The organism is Afipia sp. GW822-FHT04G07 (assembly GCF_058800765.1).
Genome location: NZ_JBXAMP010000002.1, coordinates 350,313 through 368,115 on the forward strand (window position 1 = coordinate 350,313; position 17,803 = coordinate 368,115).

15 protein-coding genes are annotated in these 17,803 nt (G+C 63.5%); 6 read left to right on the forward strand and 9 right to left on the reverse strand.

All coding sequences use genetic code 11. From position 1 onward, the window contains the following. Window positions 1-22: 22 nt before the first annotated feature. Window positions 23-1,036: an NAD(P)H-dependent flavin oxidoreductase gene (locus tag AC1RKJ_RS21310; RefSeq protein WP_492793117.1), complete on the reverse strand. Its 1,014-nt coding sequence runs from the start codon at window positions 1,034-1,036 to the stop codon at window positions 23-25. Between the two features lie 275 nt (window positions 1,037-1,311). On the opposite strand from AC1RKJ_RS21310, the gene hemE reads away from it, so the two are divergent. Next, the gene (hemE, locus tag AC1RKJ_RS21315; RefSeq protein ID WP_492793252.1) at window positions 1,312-2,283 is read left to right on the forward strand and encodes a uroporphyrinogen decarboxylase; all 972 of its coding nucleotides are present in this window, start codon (window positions 1,312-1,314) and stop codon (window positions 2,281-2,283) included. On the opposite strand, the gene hemC is transcribed toward hemE, so the two are convergent. The 7 genes from hemC to AC1RKJ_RS21350 all read right to left on the reverse strand — a co-directional run bounded on the left by hemC (window position 2,280) and on the right by AC1RKJ_RS21350 (window position 8,741). Then, the gene (hemC, locus tag AC1RKJ_RS21320) at window positions 2,280-3,248 is read right to left on the reverse strand and encodes a hydroxymethylbilane synthase (protein WP_492793253.1); all 969 of its coding nucleotides are present in this window, start codon (window positions 3,246-3,248) and stop codon (window positions 2,280-2,282) included. The genes hemE and hemC overlap by 4 nt on opposite strands. A gap of 110 nt (window positions 3,249-3,358) precedes the next feature. After that, window positions 3,359-3,952: a flavin reductase family protein gene (locus tag AC1RKJ_RS21325; protein ID WP_492793118.1), complete on the reverse strand. Its 594-nt coding sequence runs from the start codon at window positions 3,950-3,952 to the stop codon at window positions 3,359-3,361. A 7-nt stretch (window positions 3,953-3,959) separates the two neighbouring features. Continuing rightward, entirely contained in the window at window positions 3,960-4,814 is an 855-nt protein-coding gene (locus AC1RKJ_RS21330; protein ID WP_492793119.1) for an ATP-binding cassette domain-containing protein, read from the reverse strand. Between the two features lie 11 nt (window positions 4,815-4,825). Next, the gene (locus AC1RKJ_RS21335) at window positions 4,826-5,635 is read right to left on the reverse strand and encodes an ABC transporter permease subunit (RefSeq protein ID WP_492793120.1); all 810 of its coding nucleotides are present in this window, start codon (window positions 5,633-5,635) and stop codon (window positions 4,826-4,828) included. Beyond that, window positions 5,632-6,795 (reverse strand): FMNH2-dependent alkanesulfonate monooxygenase, encoded by a 1,164-nt coding sequence (gene ssuD, locus AC1RKJ_RS21340; RefSeq protein WP_492793121.1) that lies wholly within the window; start codon window positions 6,793-6,795, stop codon window positions 5,632-5,634. Before ssuD ends, AC1RKJ_RS21335 begins: the two co-directional genes overlap by 4 nt. Continuing rightward, a complete protein-coding gene (locus tag AC1RKJ_RS21345; RefSeq protein WP_492793122.1) occupies window positions 6,792-7,745 on the reverse strand; it encodes a sulfonate ABC transporter substrate-binding protein in 954 nt (317 codons plus the stop codon). The genes ssuD and AC1RKJ_RS21345 overlap by 4 nt, the downstream gene beginning before the upstream one ends. A gap of 45 nt (window positions 7,746-7,790) precedes the next feature. Continuing rightward, window positions 7,791-8,741 carry an aliphatic sulfonate ABC transporter substrate-binding protein gene (locus tag AC1RKJ_RS21350; RefSeq protein WP_492793123.1) on the reverse strand — a complete coding sequence of 317 codons (951 nt, stop codon included), beginning with the start codon at window positions 8,739-8,741 and terminating at the stop codon, window positions 7,791-7,793. A gap of 395 nt (window positions 8,742-9,136) precedes the next feature. Between AC1RKJ_RS21350 and AC1RKJ_RS21355 the strand changes: the two genes are divergently transcribed. Genes AC1RKJ_RS21355 through AC1RKJ_RS21365 form a run of 3 tightly spaced genes read left to right on the forward strand, consistent with a single transcriptional unit; the run spans window position 9,137 to window position 12,430 of the window. Further along, on the forward strand, window positions 9,137-10,111 hold the full coding sequence (locus tag AC1RKJ_RS21355) for an aliphatic sulfonate ABC transporter substrate-binding protein (protein ID WP_492793124.1): 975 nt from the start codon (window positions 9,137-9,139) through the stop codon (window positions 10,109-10,111). Between the two features lie 15 nt (window positions 10,112-10,126). Further along, window positions 10,127-11,560: an FAD/NAD(P)-binding protein gene (locus AC1RKJ_RS21360; protein ID WP_492793125.1), complete on the forward strand. Its 1,434-nt coding sequence runs from the start codon at window positions 10,127-10,129 to the stop codon at window positions 11,558-11,560. 57 nt (window positions 11,561-11,617) lie between these two features. Further along, window positions 11,618-12,430: an HpcH/HpaI aldolase/citrate lyase family protein gene (locus tag AC1RKJ_RS21365; protein WP_492793126.1), complete on the forward strand. Its 813-nt coding sequence runs from the start codon at window positions 11,618-11,620 to the stop codon at window positions 12,428-12,430. On the opposite strand, the gene AC1RKJ_RS21370 is transcribed toward AC1RKJ_RS21365, so the two are convergent. Beyond that, complete coding sequence (locus tag AC1RKJ_RS21370; protein ID WP_492793127.1) at window positions 12,427-13,026, reverse strand: TetR/AcrR family transcriptional regulator; 600 nt, start codon at window positions 13,024-13,026, stop codon at window positions 12,427-12,429. The genes AC1RKJ_RS21365 and AC1RKJ_RS21370 overlap by 4 nt on opposite strands. Window positions 13,027-13,250: 224 nt before the next feature. Here AC1RKJ_RS21370 and AC1RKJ_RS21375 point away from each other — a divergent pair, with 224 nt between their 5' ends. After that, window positions 13,251-14,429, forward strand: coding sequence for an efflux RND transporter periplasmic adaptor subunit (locus tag AC1RKJ_RS21375; protein ID WP_492793128.1), 1,179 nt, complete (start codon window positions 13,251-13,253; stop codon window positions 14,427-14,429). Between the two features lie 148 nt (window positions 14,430-14,577). After that, a complete protein-coding gene (locus AC1RKJ_RS21380) occupies window positions 14,578-17,793 on the forward strand; it encodes an efflux RND transporter permease subunit (protein WP_492793129.1) in 3,216 nt (1,071 codons plus the stop codon). The last annotated feature ends 10 nt before the right edge of the window (window positions 17,794-17,803 follow it).

Genomic DNA, 17,803 nt, shown 5'->3' on the forward strand with positions numbered 1-17,803 from the left:
CGCCCCGGAATGACCGGCAGTCTTACGCCACCTTCTTGCGCGGCTCGGTCACCGTGTAGGTGCCGTCGAGGAATCCCGCCAGGCGCTTGCGGATAATGAACTCCGCATCCGCCATGATGCGGTCGATCAGTTCCTTGCAGGTCGGGATATCGTTGATCAGGCCGACCATCATGCCGCAGCTCCAGGCGCCCGCGTCCATGTCGCCTTCAAGCATCACCTTCGGGTAGACGCCTGCGACCTGATCCATGATGTCCTGAATCTTCAGGTCCTTGCCCTTTTCATTCTCGATCTCGATCAGCTTCTCGACGTTCTTGTTGTTGAGAACGCGCTCGGTGTTGCGCAGCGCGCGCATCACGAGGCGGGTATCGAGTTCGGTCGCCTTGAGCAGCGCCTGCTTTACGTTGTCATGCACCGGCGCTTCCTTGGTGGCGATGAAGCGCGTGCCCATGTTCATGCCCTGCGCGCCCATGGCGAGCGCTGCAACGAGACTGCGTGCGTCGGCCATGCCGCCCGACGCCACGAATGGAATTCTCAATTCCTCTTCCGCGCGCGGCAGCAGGATCATGTTCGGCATGTCGTCTTCGCCGGGATGACCGCCGCATTCGAAGCCGTCGACGCTGACCGCATCGCAACCGATCGCCTCGGCCTTCAGCGAATGGCGCACCGAGGTGCACTTGTGAATGACCTTGATGCCCGCTGCCTTGAGCGCAGGCATATATTGCTCGGGGCTGCGGCCAGCGGTTTCCACCGCCTTGATGCCAGCTTCCTTGATGGCCGCGATATATTCGGGATACGGAGGCGCCGCGAAGGTCGGCAGGAACGTGAGGTTCACGCCGAACGGCTTGTCGGTCATGTCCTGGCACTTCTTGATTTCCTTCGCCAGCAGTTCGGGCGTCTTCTGCGTGAGACCCGTGATGATACCGAGGCCGCCCGCGTTGGAAACGGCGGACGCAAGTTCCGCGAAGCCAACAAAGTGCATGCCGCCCTGGATGATCGGGTGCTGGATGCCGAACAGTTCCGTAATCGCCGTTTTCATGTGTTCCCTCTCCTGTGTTCTGTCACACCGTTACCGCAGGCTGGCGACGCCCGACAATGGCCGAGCAAGTCATCGCTGCCATGCTATAAGTTCTAAAATAGAACGTATCAGGTTGATTCAAGCCGTCAACCGGTGGCCAAATGCGGAGGCACCGTGTATCAGAGCGGCGATAACTCCATTGTCTCACAACGGAATTTCGCTTGAGCCAGCCGCAGCCAGTTAAACCGTTTCTTGAAGTTCTTGCGGGAAGCCGCCAGCCGGTGCCGCCGGTCTGGATGATGCGGCAGGCCGGGCGCTACTTGCCGGAATATCGCGACTTGCGCGCGAAGGCCGGCGGATTTCTCGATCTTTGCTTCAATCCGGAATGGGCCGCCGAGGTGACGTTGCAGCCGATACGGCGCTTCGGCTTCGATGCCGCGATCATCTTTTCGGACATTCTGGTGATCCCGCACGCCCTCGGGCGTTCCGTGCGTTTCGAGGTGGGCGAAGGTCCCCGCCTCGATCCGCTCGACACGCCTGAGAAGATCAAGACGCTGGCAACAGCCGCCGACTTTTCAAAGCTCGAGCCTGTCTATGAAGCGCTGCGCCGGGTCCGCAGCGCGCTCGATCCGAAGGTGACGCTGATCGGCTTCTGCGGCGCGCCGTGGACGGTGGCGACCTACATGGTCGCGGGCCAAGGGACGCCGGATCAAGCGCCTGCGCGGATGCTTGCCTATCGGGAGCCAGAAGCGTTCGCGAAAATCATCGACGTGCTGGTGGAGAACTCAATTGAATATCTGCTCGGCCAGCTGAAAGCCGGCGCGGATGTCCTGCAGATTTTCGACACCTGGGCGGGCGTATTGCCGCCGCGCGAATTCCAGCGCTGGTCCGTCGAGCCGACGCGACGCATTGTTGAGGGCGTGCGCGCGAAAGCGCCCGGTGCGAAGATCATCGGATTCCCGCGCGGTGCGGGCGCGCAACTTCCGCTGTATGTCGGACGCACCGGCGTGGATGGCGTCAGCATCGACTGGGCGGCTGAGCCGACGCTGATCCGCGAGCGCGTGCAAAGCCATGTCGCCGTGCAGGGTAATCTCGATCCACTGGCGCTAATCGCGGGCGGCGCGGCGCTCGACCGCGCGGTGGATGATGTGCTGGCGAATTACGCGAGCGGCCGGTTCATCTTCAATCTCGGCCATGGCATCCAGCCGGAAACGCCGGTCGCCCATGTCGAGCAGATGCTCAAACGCGTGCGGGCGTATAAAGGCTAGACCGGCCGCGACCGCTCAATAATCTCCGCAGCGCCCTTTGCCAGAAGATCGAACGCCACGGCGCGACCCAGCTCGCGCGGCTTGTCCGCCGGACCGCTGCGCGTGGCTTCCAGCAACTGACCGCCTTCGAGATCGAGCACCGACGCGGTCAGCGTCATGTCGCGGCCGTCGATCGTCGAGAAGCCCGCGATCGGCGAATTGCAATGGCCGTTGAGCACCCACAACACCTCGCGCTCCGCATCGGCGGACAGATGCGCGGCGGGATCATCGATCAGCGACAGATAACGCCGCGTCTGCCAGTCGTTCGCGGCGCATTCCACCGCCACGATGCCCTGTCCTGCCGCCGGCAACATCTCGCGCGTTGTGAACTCATGGGCGACGCGCGCGCCGAGCCCGACGCGCTCCAAACCCGTCCGCGCCATGATCAGCGCATCCGCCGGACCGGCCGCACCGCCATCCGGCAGCCGCTGCAACTCGCCATTGTCGAGTTTGCGCACCCGCGTGTCGGCTGCGCCGCGAAAATGAATCACCTCGATCTCGGGAAACAACCTGCGCACATAAGCCGCACGCCGCACCGCATTGGTGCCGATCTTGAAGCCTTTGCCCTTGGTCCGCTTCAGATCCTCGAACGTCACGCCCGCGCGCAACACCAGCGCATCGGTCGGCGGGTCGCGTTTCAGCGTCGCGCCGATCACAAGACCCGGCGTGTCCTCATTCCCCGGCATATCCTTCAGCGAATGCATCGCCGCTTGCAGATCGCCTGCGGTTATAGCGCTGCGAATCTGATCGACGAACGCCCCGCCCTTGCCGCCGTGCGTCAGCAAAAGACCGGTCTGGTCCGAGTCGCCGCGCGTCTCGAACTTGACGATCTCGACATCCAGATCGGAAACGGCGGCGGACAGCTGGCGCGCGATTTCCCCGGTCTGCACCAGCGCCATCGTGCTTTTGCGCGTGCCGATCCGCATTGAAGTTTTTGCCACGTCCGCTCCGTTGACCGTCATTCGGCGGCACCATACGGCGAGCGGTCCCCGGAATGCAAACGCATTGGAAACGGCGGGAATTAAGGAAAATCAGGTCAAATCTGCCAGAGCGCCCGTGACGTCGGCAGGCTGACCTCGGCCAGACGCGCCGCGTCCTCGTTCTGGTCGAGGGCAACATACTCCCCCTGCCAATAGGTCAGCGCGCCCTTGCCCGACGACACCCGCAAATCGAGCACCCGCCCGATCACGATGGCATGGGAATGGCGCTCGAGGACATGCTCGACCTCGCAGTCGAACGCCGCCAGCGCGCCGGCCAGCAGCGGCACGCCGGATGCGAGACTGATCCACTCGGCGCCGGCGAATCGCGCAGCGCCCTTCAGGCCGCCGATGCCGGAAAACCGTTCGGCGACGTCCACTTGGTCAGCGCCGAGAATGTTGACGCCGAATACGCCATGCTTCTGAAGCAGCGGCCACGACGACGACTGGCGGTTGACGCTGACGATCAGTGTCGCCGGCTCCACCGACAGCGACGACACCGACGTCACGGTCATGCCGGACAGATCGTTGCCCCGCCCGACCGTGATAACGCTCACACCACCCGCAAGCGAGCGCATGGCATTGCGAAAACTGTCGGCCGACGCCGAAGCGTCGATCTTGGTCTCGCGGATGTTCCGGACCAGCGAATTCATGTCAGCCTCACGCGCCAGCGGCTTCGCCGGTCTCTTTCAGCAGTTCGCGCAAAATGGTGCCTTCCAGCGCCGCGAGGTCCGCGGAGCCACGCTGGCGCGGGCGCGCCAGATCGACATTGATATCGTGGGCGATGCGGCCGTCTTCAATGACCAGCACGCGATCCGCCAGGGCCACCGCTTCGGCCACGTCGTGGGTCACCAGAATCGCGGTAAAGCCCTGGTCGTGCCAGACGCTTTCCAGCAGACGCTGCATCGAAATGCGCGTCAGCGCATCGAGCGCACCAAGCGGCTCGTCAAACGCCAGCACGCGCGGATGGCTGACCAGCGCGCGCGCCAGCGCGACGCGCTGCTTCTGTCCGCCCGACAATACCGCGGGCCACTGGTCCCGCTTTTCGTCAAGGCCGACCTCCTTCAACGCATCGTCGGCGCGAATTTTCGCATCCGGCGAATTGCGGTCGCGGCCGAGACCGACTTCGACATTCGACAGCACCCGCGCCCACGGCAGCAGCCGCGGCTCCTGAAACATGACGCGGACGTGGTCACTCGGGCGGCCCTCATGGTCGCCGAACTCGATGGTCCCCGCGCTCGGCTCGTCCAGCCCGCCGATCAGGCGCAGCAGCGTGCTCTTGCCGCAGCCCGATTTGCCGACGATGGCGACGGACTGCCCCGCCGGAATATGAAGATCGATGCCGCGCAGTACTTCATTGTCGCCGAACGATTTGCGAAGGCCGCGAATGGTCAGCGACAGCGCGCGCGAGGAATCGCGCGTTCCGTCCCGCGCCACCTGCGCCTCACGGATCAGATCGGTGGCAGCGTCCAGCACTTTTGCGTCGGCCGGAGCGAATCGAAATGCCTGCGTCATGTTCATTCCCGTTATTTCTGAAAGGCCGGATGCCAGGACAGCGTGAACCGCTCCAGCACGCGCGCGGTGCTATCGGCTAGCTTGCCGAGCAGCGCATAGATCAGGATGCTGAGCACGACGACGTCGATCAGCATGAATTCGCGCGCCTGCATCGCCATGTAGCCGAGGCCCGACGAGGCCGCGATGGTTTCCGCCACGATCAGCGTCAGCCACATGATGCCGAGTGCGAAGCGCAGCCCCACGAAAATCGACGGCAGCGCGCCGGGGAAGATCACGCGGCGAAACAACTCGCTGTTGGTCATGCCGTAGATGCGGCCCATTTCGATCAGCTGCGGGTCCACGGTTTTGATTCCGTGCAGCGTGTTGAGATAGATCGGGAAGAACACGCCGAGCGCCACCAGGAACAGCTTGGCCGACTCGTCGATGCCGAACCACAGGATCACCAGCGGGATCAGCGCCAGATGCGGCACGTTGCGCACCATCTGCAAGGTCGTGTCGGTGAGCTTATTGCTGATCTGCGACAACCCGTTGGCCAGACCGAACGCGGAACCGATCGCGCCGCCGATCAGAAAGCCGACGCTCGCGCGCCAGAAGCTGACCCAGATATTCTTCGCAAGCTCGCCGGACAACGCCAGCTTCCAGCCCGCCACCGCGACGTCGCTCGGCGCAGGCAACACCCGCGCCGACACGAAGCCGGTGACACAGGCGATCTGCCAAACCAGAAGGATGACCAGCGGCACGATCCACTGGGTCAGGCCGTCGGCGCGCGGAATGCGAAACCCGCGCGCGCGGGGCTGCGATACGGTGTCAGCGAGACTCATGACGACGATGCCTGCTTCTGGGGACGATAGTCGTTGCCGATGGTCTCCCCGAACGGGCCGGTGTTGACGCGCAACGGCGCCACATTGGACTGATTGAGGTTGAGCAGCGGGAACACCAGTTCGGCGAAGCGATAAGCTTCCTCGAGATGCGGATAACCCGACATGATGAAAGTATCGACGCCGACGTCCTGATATTCCTTGATGCGCGCCGCAACCGTCTGCGGATCACCGACCAGCGCCGTCCCCGCGCCGCCGCGCACCAGACCGACGCCGGCCCAGAGGTTCGGGCTGATCTCGAGCTTGTCGCGCCGGCCGCCGTGCAATTGCGCCATGCGCTGCTGGCCGACCGAATCCATGCGCGAGAAAATCTTCTGCGCCTGCGCGATGGTGTCGTCGGTGACGTATTGAATCAGTTCGTCCGCCGCGCGCCACGCCGCTTCATTGGTTTCGCGCACGATCACATGCAGACGGATGCCGAAGGAGAGCTTGCGGCCCTTCTTGGCGGCCGCGGCCTTCACGCGCGCGACCTTCTCTGCCACCTGCGCCGGGGGCTCGCCCCATGTCAGATACTTGTCGACCGTATCGACTGCGACATCGATGCCGGCATCCGACGAACCGCCGAAATACAGCGGCGGGCGCGGCGATTGCACTGGCGGAAACAGCAGGCGGCCGTCCTCGATCGAGATGTGCTTGCCCTGCACGTTCACGGTCTTGCCCGAGAGCAGATCGCTGTAGACGTTCAGAAACTCGCGCGTCACGGCATAGCGTTCGTCATGATCGAGGAAAATACCGTCGCCCTTGTTCTCGACGGGATCGCCGCCGGTCACGACGTTGATCAGCAGACGTCCGTTGGACACGCGATCCAGCGTCGCGGTCATGCGTGCGGCAACGCTTGGCGATTGCAACCCGGGACGCACCGCCACGAGATAACGCAGCCGTTCGGTCCATGGCGCCACGGCGGAGGCGACCACCCATGAATCCTCGCAGCTTCGCCCGGTCGGCAGCAGCACACCGAAATAGCCGAGTTGGTCCGCAGCCTGCGCGATCTGCCGCAGGTAGTTGAAGTTCACCTCGCGTCCGCCGGTGGTGGTGCCGAGATAGCGGCTGTCACCGTGTGTCGGCAAAAACCAGAGAACGTTGGCTGGAGTATTCGCGCTCATGATCCGGACTTTCTTGCAACGTCGGAAATCCTGATCGCCTTCGGGATCAGACCGAGCGAAAAGAACGTGTCCGCGACCTGCTGCTGTTCGGCGATCACCGTGTCGTTGATCGGCTTGATGCCGTAAGACTGACGCTTCAGAGCGAGTTCGAGTACCGGCACCGGCAATCCGACCGACGGGCTGAGCTGTTCGGCGACGGCCTTGATGTCTCCCTTCGCCCAGTCGTCAACCTCGCTCAGCTGCGCCAGCACCAGATCGACGATCTTCGGATCGGCGCCCAGAAACTTCTGCGACGAGAAATAGAACTGATAGTTCGACACGATGCCGGTGCCGTCCGCCAGCGTGCGCGCCTCTGTCGCCACTTCGGCCGCCGCCTGGAACGGATCCCAGATCACCCACGCATCGACCGCGCCTTTCTCGAACGCCGCGCGCGCATCGGCGGGCGCAAGGAACACCGGCGTGATCTCGGAATATTTGACACCCGCCTTCTCCAGCGCCTTCACCAAAAGATAGTGAACGTTGGAGCCTTTGTTCAGCGCGACCTTCTTGCCTTTCAGGTCGGCGACGGTCGCGAGCTTGCTGTCTTTCGGGACAAGGATCGCCTCACCTTTCGGCGCGGGCGGCTCGTAGGCGACATATTGAATCGGCGCACCGGCGGCCTGCGCGAAGATCGGCGGGGCTTCGCCCGTGTTGCCGAAGTCGATCGCGCCGACGTTGAGCGCTTCGAGCAGCGGCGGCCCCGACGGAAATTCGGTCCAGACCACGCTGTAACCCAGCGCTTTTAGTTTCGGCTCCAGCGAGCCCTTGCTCTTGAGCAGCACCAGCTTGCCGTATTTCTGGAAGCCGATGCGGACCACTTTCTCCTGCGCCTGCGCTGGAATGATCGATGAAAGCGTCAGCGCCGCTACGGCGGTGATCGCGAACGTGGTCAATGTGCGACGTGTGTGCATGAACGTACCTTTTGATGAAACGGAATAATGAGAATGATGAAGGCATCAGGACTGCGCGGACTTCCAGACGATGTCGCGGACCACGATCTGTCTCGGGATCAGCCCAAGCTTGTGGAAGCGGTCGGCGACGCCCTGCTGGGTCTCGATGATCCCGTCGGTCACGGGACCGATTGCGAACGAGGCGCGGCTCGCGGCCAGCGTCTGAATGTCGAGCGGCACGCCGGTGATCTCATGCAGCGACTTCGCAACCGCGTCGCGGTTGGCTTCCGCCCACGCCGCTGCGGTGGCGAGGCCCGCGATCACTTCGCGCAGCGGCCCCGGCTTCTGGGCGGCGAAATCGCGATTGGCGATGAAGAAGGCGTTGGTCTTCGCAACCTCATGGGCATTGATGAGAATGCGCGCGTTCTGCTTCTTCTCGCCGATGGCGAAATACGGGTCCCACACTGCCCAGGCGTCGATGCTGCCGTTGGCGAAAGCAGGGCCTGCGTCCGGCGGCGTCAGATAGACCGGCGTGATGTCATTATAAGTGAGCCCGGCTTTCTCCAGCGTCTGCACGACAATGTTGTGCGCGCTCGATCCCTTGGTGAAGCCGACGCGCTTGCCCTTCAAGTCTGCGATGCTCTTGATGGATGAACCGGGCGGCACGAGAATGCCCTGCCCGTTGCTGATCGGCGATGCCGCCGCATAAACGATATTGGCATTCGCGGCCTGCGCGAAGATCGGCGGCGAATCCCCAACCGCGCCGAAATCCGCGGCGCCAGTGCTGATGGCTTCCAGCAGCGGCGGGCCGGACGTGAACTCCAACCACTTCACCGACGTGCCGCTCGCCGCGAACCGCTTTTCGATGGTGCCCTGCTGGCGCGCGATCACAAGCACGCCGGTCTTCTGATAACCGATGCGGACTTCCTTCGCGACCGCCTGCGCGCGCGACGCGCCCGACGACGCCGCGACAGCGATGGCCGCCGTGGACAGTTTCAGAAATTCCCGGCGCTTCATGCCATTCTCCTGCAAATCGATCACGCAAACTGATTGCGTTGGTGATTGGAATGATGGCCACGCTCTTCCTGAGTGTCGAGTGCTCCGCAAAAATAGCGATGCCCGCACTGTCACGATGCATACGCTCAACAGGAATGTTTCAGAAAGCGCGCCGATTGCAGGTCGATTTTCTGCACACGTTTTGATCACACCGACGTCAACGATCAAGAATATCGATCTTGGATTCTCGTTCGCTCACGGGCGCGTGAAGCGCAAAGACTCACCATCACGCATTCATTTCGCGTTGTGTCCTGAAATGAGAACAAAGTACGCGCGGGCTATCGGAACTTTGGCAACTCATTATCCGGCTTGTTTCATAGAGTCCGCGCCGAACCGCCGCCAAAGGACAACGACACATGACTCGACACGCCAGACCCATCGCCGGACTGTTCGCCGCCGCATCACTGCTGCTTGCGGCGACGGCATCGTTCGCACAAAGTGACAAGCCGGCCGATCAGATCCGCATCGGATTGCAGAAATCATCGACACTGATCGCCGTGCTGCGCGCCAATGGCGAACTGGACAAGGCCCTCGCCCCGCTCGGCGTGAAGGTGTCGTGGCATGAATTCTCCAGCGGGCTTCCGCTGCTGGAATCGCTTGGCGTCGGCAATCTCGATTTCGGCGCGGACGTCGCCGACACCGTGCCGATCTTCGCGCAGGCCGCCGGTTCCAAACTCGCCTATGTCGCGGAAGAAAGCGCCTCGCCTGCGGCGCAAGCCATTCTCGTTCCGACAAACTCGCCGATCAAGACGCTGGCCGATCTCAAGGGCAAGAAGGTCGCGGTGACCAAGGGCGCGGGCAGTCATTACTTGTTGCTCGCAGCCCTCGGCAAGTCCGGGCTGAACTTCAAGGAGATTTCGCCGGCCTACCTCGCGCCCGCCGATGGCCGCGCCGCGTTCGTCAGCAACAATGTCGACGCCTGGGTGGCGTGGGACCCGTTCCTCACCAGCGCGCAGCGCCAGTCCGGCGCGAAGATTCTGAGCGACGGCAGCGGCGGGCTCGCAAGCTACAAGCGCTACTATCTCGCCTCGGAAACCTTTACCGAGCGCCGCAGCGACGTGCTGAACATCGTGTTCGCCAAATTGCGCGAGACCGGCAAGTGGGTTAAAGCCAATCCGAAGGATGCCGCCACGTTGCTCGCCGGCCTCTGGGGCATCGACGCCGCAACCGTCGAGGAAGCCAACAGCCACCGCAGCTATGGCGTCGGCGCGGTCACGCCCGCGGGTCTCACCGAACAGCAGAAGATCGCCGATGCGTTTCTCGGCGAAGGCCTGATCCCGAAAAAACTGGACACCGCCGCTGTCAAGATCTGGACGCCGAACGCGCCATAAGGTCTTGATGGGTTCATGATCCAGACGGACCGCTCCGCTGCCGGCGATCTTCCGACAATTGTCATTGTCGGCGGCGGGTTCTCGGGCGCGGTGCTGGCGTGGCATCTGCATCGCGCAGCGCCCGGCAGACACAACATCGTCATTGTCGAGCCGCGCGACGAGATCGGGCGCGGCCTCGCCTATGACAGTTTCGATCCGGCGCACCGCATCAACGTGCCCGCGCTGAAGATGAATCTCGATTACGACGAGGAAGGCCATTTCGAGCAATGGCTAGTCGCGTCGGGATACCCGGCGCGCGATCCGGCGGCGCAGTTGCCCGGCGCGCTGTTTCCGACCCGCGCGGCATTCGGCGATTATGTCAACGCGCACGTCAGGCAACTCGGCAGCGCTGTCACGCATCGGAAGACGACCGCGCGCGCCATTGTTCCGCAACCGGGCGGCTACCGCGTCATTACCGATGACGGCGGCGAGATCGACGCCGACGCCGTGGTGCTGGCGGTCTGCCACACGCCGCCGCAGGTGCCATCGTCTCTCGCGCCGCTTCAGGACGATCCGCGATTCATCGCCAATCCGTGGCAGCGCGATGTGTTGCGCGGCATCGCGCCGGACCATCGCGTGCTGATCGTCGGCACCGGCCTCACCATGGCGGACATCGTCGCCTCGCTCGACCGGCAGGGTCATCGCGGGCGCATCCTCGCGGTGTCGCGGCGCGGACGGCGCTCGCAGCCGCACGCCACCGAACAGATGGAGCCGTTCGGAGAGTTCGCGGAGAATCCCGAACGCACCACGCTGTCGCTGCTGCGCCGCGTCCGCCGCGCCATCGCGGAAGCCGCGCGCGAAGGGCTGTCGTGGCATCCGGTGCTGGATCAGTTGCGCCTGCAAGGCGTCGAGATCTGGCGCGCGCTGCCGCTGCACGAACGCGCGCGACTCATTCATCATCTGCGCCCGTTCTGGGACACCTATCGCTTTCGCATCGCGCCGCAGGTCGACGACGTGATCAAACGCCGGATCGCAGACGGCACGTTCGCAATCCAGGCCGGATCGATCCGCGCCAGCGCGGCGCAGGATCGTGACCTTGCTGTCGATCTGCGTCCGCGCCGCAGCCACGCGTGGGAGCACCATGCGTTCGATGCTGTCGTGATCGCGACCGGTCCCGCACACGGCACGGTGTTCGCAAGCAACGCGCTGCTCGGACAGATCGGCGGCGCGGGTCTCGCCCGCCCCGATCCGCTGGGTCTCGGCATCGACGTCGACCTGCAGGGCCGCGCCATCGACCGCGACGGCGCAGCCGCGCAGGCGTTGTTCGTGGCGGGTCCATTGGCGCGCGGCACCTTCGGCGAATTGATGGGCGCGCCCGATCTGGCCCGGCACGCGCGCAATATCGCGGAGACCATTGCGCGCGAACATATCCGCGCGTCACGGTTGCCTCCGCGTCCCGTCCCGGCCTAAAACACGTCAACATGCCGGCCATCGCGGCCGCCCATCAGACAGCCGGAGAAGCCGTCAATGACGCCCGCCCTCGCGCGCATCAGTTTCCTTGCGCCCCTGTTCGTTCCCGCCAACCGTCCCGAGCGCTATCACAAGGCCGCCAATTCCGGCGCGGATGGCGTCATCATCGATCTCGAGGACGCCGTTGCGCCGGGCGACAAGGATGCCGCGCGCGCAACGCTGCTCGGAGCCTCCATTCCGGTCAATTCCATCGTCCGCATCAACGCGGCGGGCACGCGCTGGTACGACGACGATGTGCAGGCTGCGAAGAAGCTCGCCGTCGGCGTCATGCTGCCGAAAGCGGAATCCGCGGACCAGGTGAAAAGCCTGCGCGAAACGCTCGGCGATCGTCCACTCATCGCCCTGATCGAGTCCGCGCAAGGCATTGCGAACGTGCGCGCAATCGCTCACCACGCCGACCGGCTCGCGTTCGGCTATATCGACTTCAGCGCGGATCTTGGTTGCAGCATGGAGCGCGACGCATTGTTGACGGCGCGCGCGGAAATCGTGCTCGCGTCACGGCTCGCGCAAATTCTCCCGGCCCTTGAAGGCGTGACACCATCGTTCGACGACGCGGCTTTGGTGGAAGACGATGCACGCTATGCCGCGTCGATGGGCTTCAGCGGCAAGCTCTGCATTCATCCGAAACAGATCGCCCCGACATTGAAGGGCTTCCGCCCCGCGCAGGCCGACATCGAATGGGCGACAAAGATCGCCAATTCAGGCGACGGCGCGGTTGCCCTTGATGGAATCATGGTCGATGCACCGGTGCGGCTGCGCGCGCAGCGCATTCTCGCGGCAGCTAAAGCCAGCGACGCGGCGGGCGGTTAACCCGCCGCGACCGGCGGCCAGGTCGTCAAAACCATCTCGACGATTTTCTTGAGATCCGCCCGCGTGGTGCCGCCCACGGCCTGCACCGCGATCCCCTGCATCATGGTGGCGAGATAGCGCGCCAGCACCGTGGCATCCGCGCCGGCGGGCAAGTCGCCTTCGGCCTTTGCCCGCTCCAGACGCTGGCGCAGGTTCTCTTCCCATGTCGCGCGGCGCGCCATCAGTTCCTGCTTGATGGATTCAGCGGTGACACCGCCCGTCAGCGCGCCGTTGATGGAGAGACATCCCGCCGGACATTCCGGGTCCGTCACCGCATCGACTTCGCCATAAAGAAGTTTTTCCACAACGCTGCGCGCTGTCGGCTGCTGGAGCGCGAGCTTGGCGTAGCCGGCGGGACCATCGACATAAGAGTCGAACGCCTTGCGGAAAAGTTCTTCCTTGTTGCCGAACGCGGCATAGAGCGACGGCTTGGTGATGCCCATCGCCTCCGTCAGGTCGGCCATCGACGCGCCCTCGTATCCCTTCTCCCAGAAAACGTGCAGCGCGTTTTCCAGAGCCTGATCAAGATCGAATTCCCGGGGTCGCCCGATAGCCACAGTGAGAACCTTTCTGAATTTGTACCTTTCGGTAGATATGGCCCTTGACGGTGAAAGTCCAAGTCCCATTTATACCGAACGTTACAGTTGCGGTGCAGCAATAAAACACTGCGACGCGGGGAAGTTTGGAACTTTTATTCTCTCGTCTCGAGACCATCCCCAGCAACGTATTGAAATAACTGCATTTAGTGCCTGAGCGCAAAATGCAAAAACGGGGCCTTGCGATGAGAAATCTTTCCAAAAGAACAAGCCTGATCGGAGCCGGTGTCGGCGTGGCGCTGCTGGCTGCCGCGGGCACCCTGGTCTTCACGACCTCGAACAACCGCGCCAAGGCCGATGCCGCAGCAGCGCCTCCCCCGGCCACGCCGGTCACGGTGGCCAGCGTCAATGAGCGGGAAACCGCGATCTGGGACGAATTTTCGGGCCGCCTTGAAGCCGTCGAGCAGGTGGAAGTCCGCTCGCGCGTCGCAGGCGCCATTCAGGACATCCGGTTTCGCGAAGGCGCGCTGGTTCAGAAAAACGACGTGCTTGTCGTGATCGACCCCGCGCTCTATGCCGCCGATGTCGCCCGCGCCGAAGCCCAGGTGTCCGCCGCGCAGGCAAAACTCGTCTTCACCAAAAGCGACTACGAGCGCGGCCAGCAACTGAGCGGATCGCAGACGATCTCGCAGCGCGATCAGGACAACCGCATCAACGCCTATCGTGAAGCGGAAGCCAATCTGAAGGCCGCTCAGGCCGCGCTGCAAACCGCGCAACTCAATCTCAGCTACACCGAAGTCCGCGCGCCGGTAACGGGCCGCGTCGGCAAGCGCGAGATCACGGTCGGAAACCTGATCGCTGCGGGTCCCGGCTCGCCGTTGCTGACGACCATCGTCTCGACGACGCCGATCTACGCCAGCTTCAACGCCGACGAGCAGGTGGTGCTGCGCGCGCTCAACTCCCTCGGAGACGACGCCGCGGCATCGAAGACCGGCCGCATTCCCGTGAAGATGGGCACCGCGACCAGCAACGGCCTGCCGTTCGAAGGCCACATGCAGTTGATCGACAATCAGGTTGATCCGCGCAGCGGCACGGTGCGGGTCCGCGCCATCTTCGACAACAAGGACGGCCGCCTGCTTCCCGGACAGTTCGTCCGCCTCGCGATGGGTCAGCCCAAGACCGAGCGCGCCATGATGATCAATGAGCGCGCCGTCGGCACCGACCAGAACAAGAAATACGTGATGGTCATCAACAAGGACAACAAGGCCGAGTACCGCGAGGTTTCGCTCGGCGTCTCTGTCGATGGCCTGCGCATCGTGACCGCCGGCCTGAAGGACGGCGAACAGGTCGTGGTCAAGGGACTGCAACGCATTCGGCCCGGTGCGTCCGTTGCGCCGGAAGTCGTGGCGATGGACGCGAACTGACGCCCCTCGCCTTCCTCAAGCAACGTCATTGCGAGCGAAGCGAAGCAATCCATCGCTGAAAAGAAAAGATGGATCGCTTCGTCGCTACCTCCTCGCAATGACGACATCGGACAGACGACTGCAACAAGACCAATAATGAGATGACGTCATGAATATCTCGAGATTTTTCATCGACCGGCCGATTTTCGCCGGCGTGCTGTCCGCCCTGATTTTCCTCGCGGGCCTGCTCTCGCTTCCAGCACTTCCGATCTCCGAATATCCGGAAGTCGCCCCGCCGGTGGTCACGGTGCGGGCGCTGTATCCCGGCGCCAATCCGAAGGTGATCGCCGAGTCGGTCGCGACCCCGATCGAAGAGCAGATCAACGGCGTCGAGAACATGCTCTACATGAGCAGCCAGGCGACCTCCGACGGCCAGTTGACGCTGAACGTCACATTCCGCCTCGGCACCAATCCCGACCTCGCACAGCAGATGGTGCAGAACCGCGTCTCGCAGGCCGAGCCGCGTCTGCCCGCGGTGACGCGCCAGCTCGGTATCACCACGGTGAAGAGCTCGCCTGACATCACGCTGGTCGTGCATCTGCTCTCGCCGAACGACCGGTATGACATGACGTACTTGCGCAACTACGCCCTGATCAACGTCAAGGATCGCCTCGCGCGCATCCAGGGTGTTGGTCAGGTGCAGATGTGGGGCGCAGGCGACTATTCGATGCGCATCTGGCTCGATCCGCAGAAGGTTGCCGAACGCGGCCTGTCGCCGGGCGACGTGGTGCGGGAAATCCAGGCGCAGAACGTCGAGGCCGCGACCGGCACCGTCGGCGCGTCGCCAAGCCTGCCCGACGTCGAATTGCAGATTCCGGTGAATGCACAGGGCCGCCTCAACACCGAGGAGCAATTCGGCGACATCGTCGTAAAAACGGGCCAGAACGGCGAAATCACCCGTCTGCGTGACATCGCCCGCATCGAACTCGGTTCGTCGGAATACGCGCTGCGCGCGTTGCTCGACAACAAATCCGCGGTCGGCATCGGCATCTTCCAGTCTCCCGGCTCCAACGCGCTGAACATCGCACGTGACGTGCATGCGGCGATGGCGGAGATCAAACAGAACATGCCGGACGGCGTGGACTACCGCATCGCCTATGATCCGACGCGGTTCGTCCGCGCCTCGATCGAGGCCGTGGTGCATACGCTTCTGGAAGCCATCGCGCTGGTGGTGCTCGTGGTCATCCTGTTCCTGCAGACATGGCGGGCGTCAATCATCCCGCTGGTGGCGGTGCCGGTCTCCGTGGTCGGCACCTTCGCGGTGATGTTCCTGCTCGGCTCCTCGATCAACGCGCTCAGCCTGTTCGGCCTCGTGCTGGCCATCGGTATCGTGGTGGACGACGCCATCGTCGTGGTCGAGAACGTCGAGCGCAACATCGAACAGGGACTGACGCCGCGCGAGGCGACCTATCGCGCCATGCGCGAGGTGTCCGGACCCATCGTTGCGATCGCGCTGGTGCTGCTGGCGGTGTTCGTGCCGCTGGCCTTCATCAGTGGCCTCACCGGCCAGTTCTACAAGCAGTTCGCGATGACCATCGCGATCTCGACCGTGATCTCCGCCATCAACTCGCTGACACTGTCGCCCGCGCTCGCCGCCCTGCTGCTGAAGGGCCACGATCAGCCGAAGGACGCGCTCAGCCGCTGGATGGACAAGGCGTTCGGCTGGTTCTTCCGGCGCTTCAACAAGGTGTTCAACCGCGGATCGGATGCCTATAGCGGTGGCGTCAAGCGCGTGATCTCGCGCAAGGCCATTGTCATGGGTGTCTATGTCGCGCTGCTGGCGACGACATTCGGTTTGTTCAAGACCGTGCCCGGCGGCTTCGTGCCCGGTCAGGACAAGCAATATCTGATCGGCTTCGCTCAGCTTCAGGACGGCGCAACGCTGGACCGCACCGAAGACGTGATCCGGCGCATGTCGGAGATCGCGAAGAAAACACCCGGCGTCGAAAACGCCGTGGCGTTCCCGGGCCTGTCGATCAACGGCTTCACCAACTCGTCGAGCGCGGGCATCGTGTTCTCGGTGCTCAAGCCGTTCGAGGAGCGCAAGGACCCTTCACTCAGCGCGGTCGCTATCGCGGCCGAGTTGAACAAGAAATATTCCGCCGAGATCCAGGATGCCTTCGTGGCCATGCTGCCGCCGCCGCCGGTCAACGGCCTCGGCACCACAGGCGGCTTCAAGCTCGAACTCGAAGATCGTGCGGGCCTCGGCTACGAGGCATTGGACGACGCCAAGAAGGCGTTCATGGCAAAGGCCGCCGAGGCGCCCGAGATCATGGGTCTGTTCTCGAGTTATCAGATCAACGTGCCGCAGCTTTACGCCGACATCGACCGCACGCGCGCGCGGCAACTCGACGTACCGATCACCAGCATCTTCGAGACGATGCAGGTCTATCTCGGCTCGCTCTATGTCAACGACTTCAACAAGTTCGGCCGCACCTATTCGGTGCGCGTGCAGGCGGACGCGAAATATCGCGCGCGCTCGGACGATATCGGCCAGTTGAAGGTGCGCTCCAACTCGGGCGAGATGATTCCGCTCTCGGTGCTGCTCAAGGTGAAAACCAGCGCGGGGCCGGAAAGCGCGATGCGCTACAACGGCTTCCTCGCCGCCGACATCAACGGCAATACCAAGCCGGGATTCTCGACCGGACAATCGCAGGCCGCAGTCGCGCGTATCGCCAAGGAGACGCTGCCGAAAGGCATCGACTACGAATGGACGGACCTCACCTATCAGGAGATCATCGCGGGCAACACCTCGCTCTACGTGTTCCCGATCGTGATCCTGCTGGTGTTCCTTGTGCTCGCGGCGCAATACGAAAGCCTGACGCTGCCGCTGGCCATCATCATGATCGTGCCGATGAGCTTGCTGGCCGCCATGTTCGGCGTCTGGATCACCGGCAGCGACAACAACGTGTTCACGCAGATAGGCCTGTTCGTGCTGGTGGGACTATCGGCGAAGAACGCCATTCTGATCGTGGAGTTCGCGCGCGAACTTGAGTTCGCGGGCCGCACGCCGATCGCGGCGGCCATCGAAGCCAGCCGGCTGCGGCTGCGGCCGATCCTGATGACGTCGCTTGCCTTCATCATGGGCGTGGTGCCGCTGGTGACATCCACCGGCGCGGGCGCGGAAATGCGTCATGCCATGGGCGTCGCGGTGTTCTCCGGCATGATCGGCGTCACGGCGTTCGGCATCTTCTTCACGCCGGTGTTCTACGTGCTGCTGCGCGCCCTCACCGGCAACCGGCCGCTGATCCAGCACGGCGAGAGTTCGATCGTCGAGGCTCATCCCGTCCCCGCCGAACAGCACTTCAAGGCGGCCGCGGAGTAACCCGACCGCA

Excerpts from the sequence above, each read along its gene's own strand:
- AC1RKJ_RS21360 (WP_492793125.1), top strand. The coding sequence starts at position 10,127 with ATGATCCAGACGGACCGCTCCGCTGCCGGCGATCTTCCGACAATTGTC.
- AC1RKJ_RS21345 (WP_492793122.1), bottom strand. The coding sequence starts at position 7,745 with ATGCACACACGTCGCACATTGACCACGTTCGCGATCACCGCCGTAGCG.
- AC1RKJ_RS21310 (WP_492793117.1), bottom strand. The coding sequence starts at position 1,036 with ATGAAAACGGCGATTACGGAACTGTTCGGCATCCAGCACCCGATCATC.
- AC1RKJ_RS21350 (WP_492793123.1), bottom strand. The coding sequence starts at position 8,741 with ATGAAGCGCCGGGAATTTCTGAAACTGTCCACGGCGGCCATCGCTGTC.
- AC1RKJ_RS21365 (WP_492793126.1), top strand. The coding sequence starts at position 11,618 with ATGACGCCCGCCCTCGCGCGCATCAGTTTCCTTGCGCCCCTGTTCGTT.
- AC1RKJ_RS21335 (WP_492793120.1), bottom strand. The coding sequence starts at position 5,635 with ATGAGTCTCGCTGACACCGTATCGCAGCCCCGCGCGCGCGGGTTTCGC.
- hemE (WP_492793252.1), top strand. The coding sequence starts at position 1,312 with ATGATGCGGCAGGCCGGGCGCTACTTGCCGGAATATCGCGACTTGCGC.
- AC1RKJ_RS21330 (WP_492793119.1), bottom strand. The coding sequence starts at position 4,814 with ATGACGCAGGCATTTCGATTCGCTCCGGCCGACGCAAAAGTGCTGGAC.
- AC1RKJ_RS21355 (WP_492793124.1), top strand. The coding sequence starts at position 9,137 with ATGACTCGACACGCCAGACCCATCGCCGGACTGTTCGCCGCCGCATCA.
- AC1RKJ_RS21380 (WP_492793129.1), top strand. The coding sequence starts at position 14,578 with ATGAATATCTCGAGATTTTTCATCGACCGGCCGATTTTCGCCGGCGTG.
- hemC (WP_492793253.1), bottom strand. The coding sequence starts at position 3,248 with ATGCGGATCGGCACGCGCAAAAGCACGATGGCGCTGGTGCAGACCGGG.
- AC1RKJ_RS21375 (WP_492793128.1), top strand. The coding sequence starts at position 13,251 with ATGAGAAATCTTTCCAAAAGAACAAGCCTGATCGGAGCCGGTGTCGGC.
- ssuD (WP_492793121.1), bottom strand. The coding sequence starts at position 6,795 with ATGAGCGCGAATACTCCAGCCAACGTTCTCTGGTTTTTGCCGACACAC.
- AC1RKJ_RS21325 (WP_492793118.1), bottom strand. The coding sequence starts at position 3,952 with ATGAATTCGCTGGTCCGGAACATCCGCGAGACCAAGATCGACGCTTCG.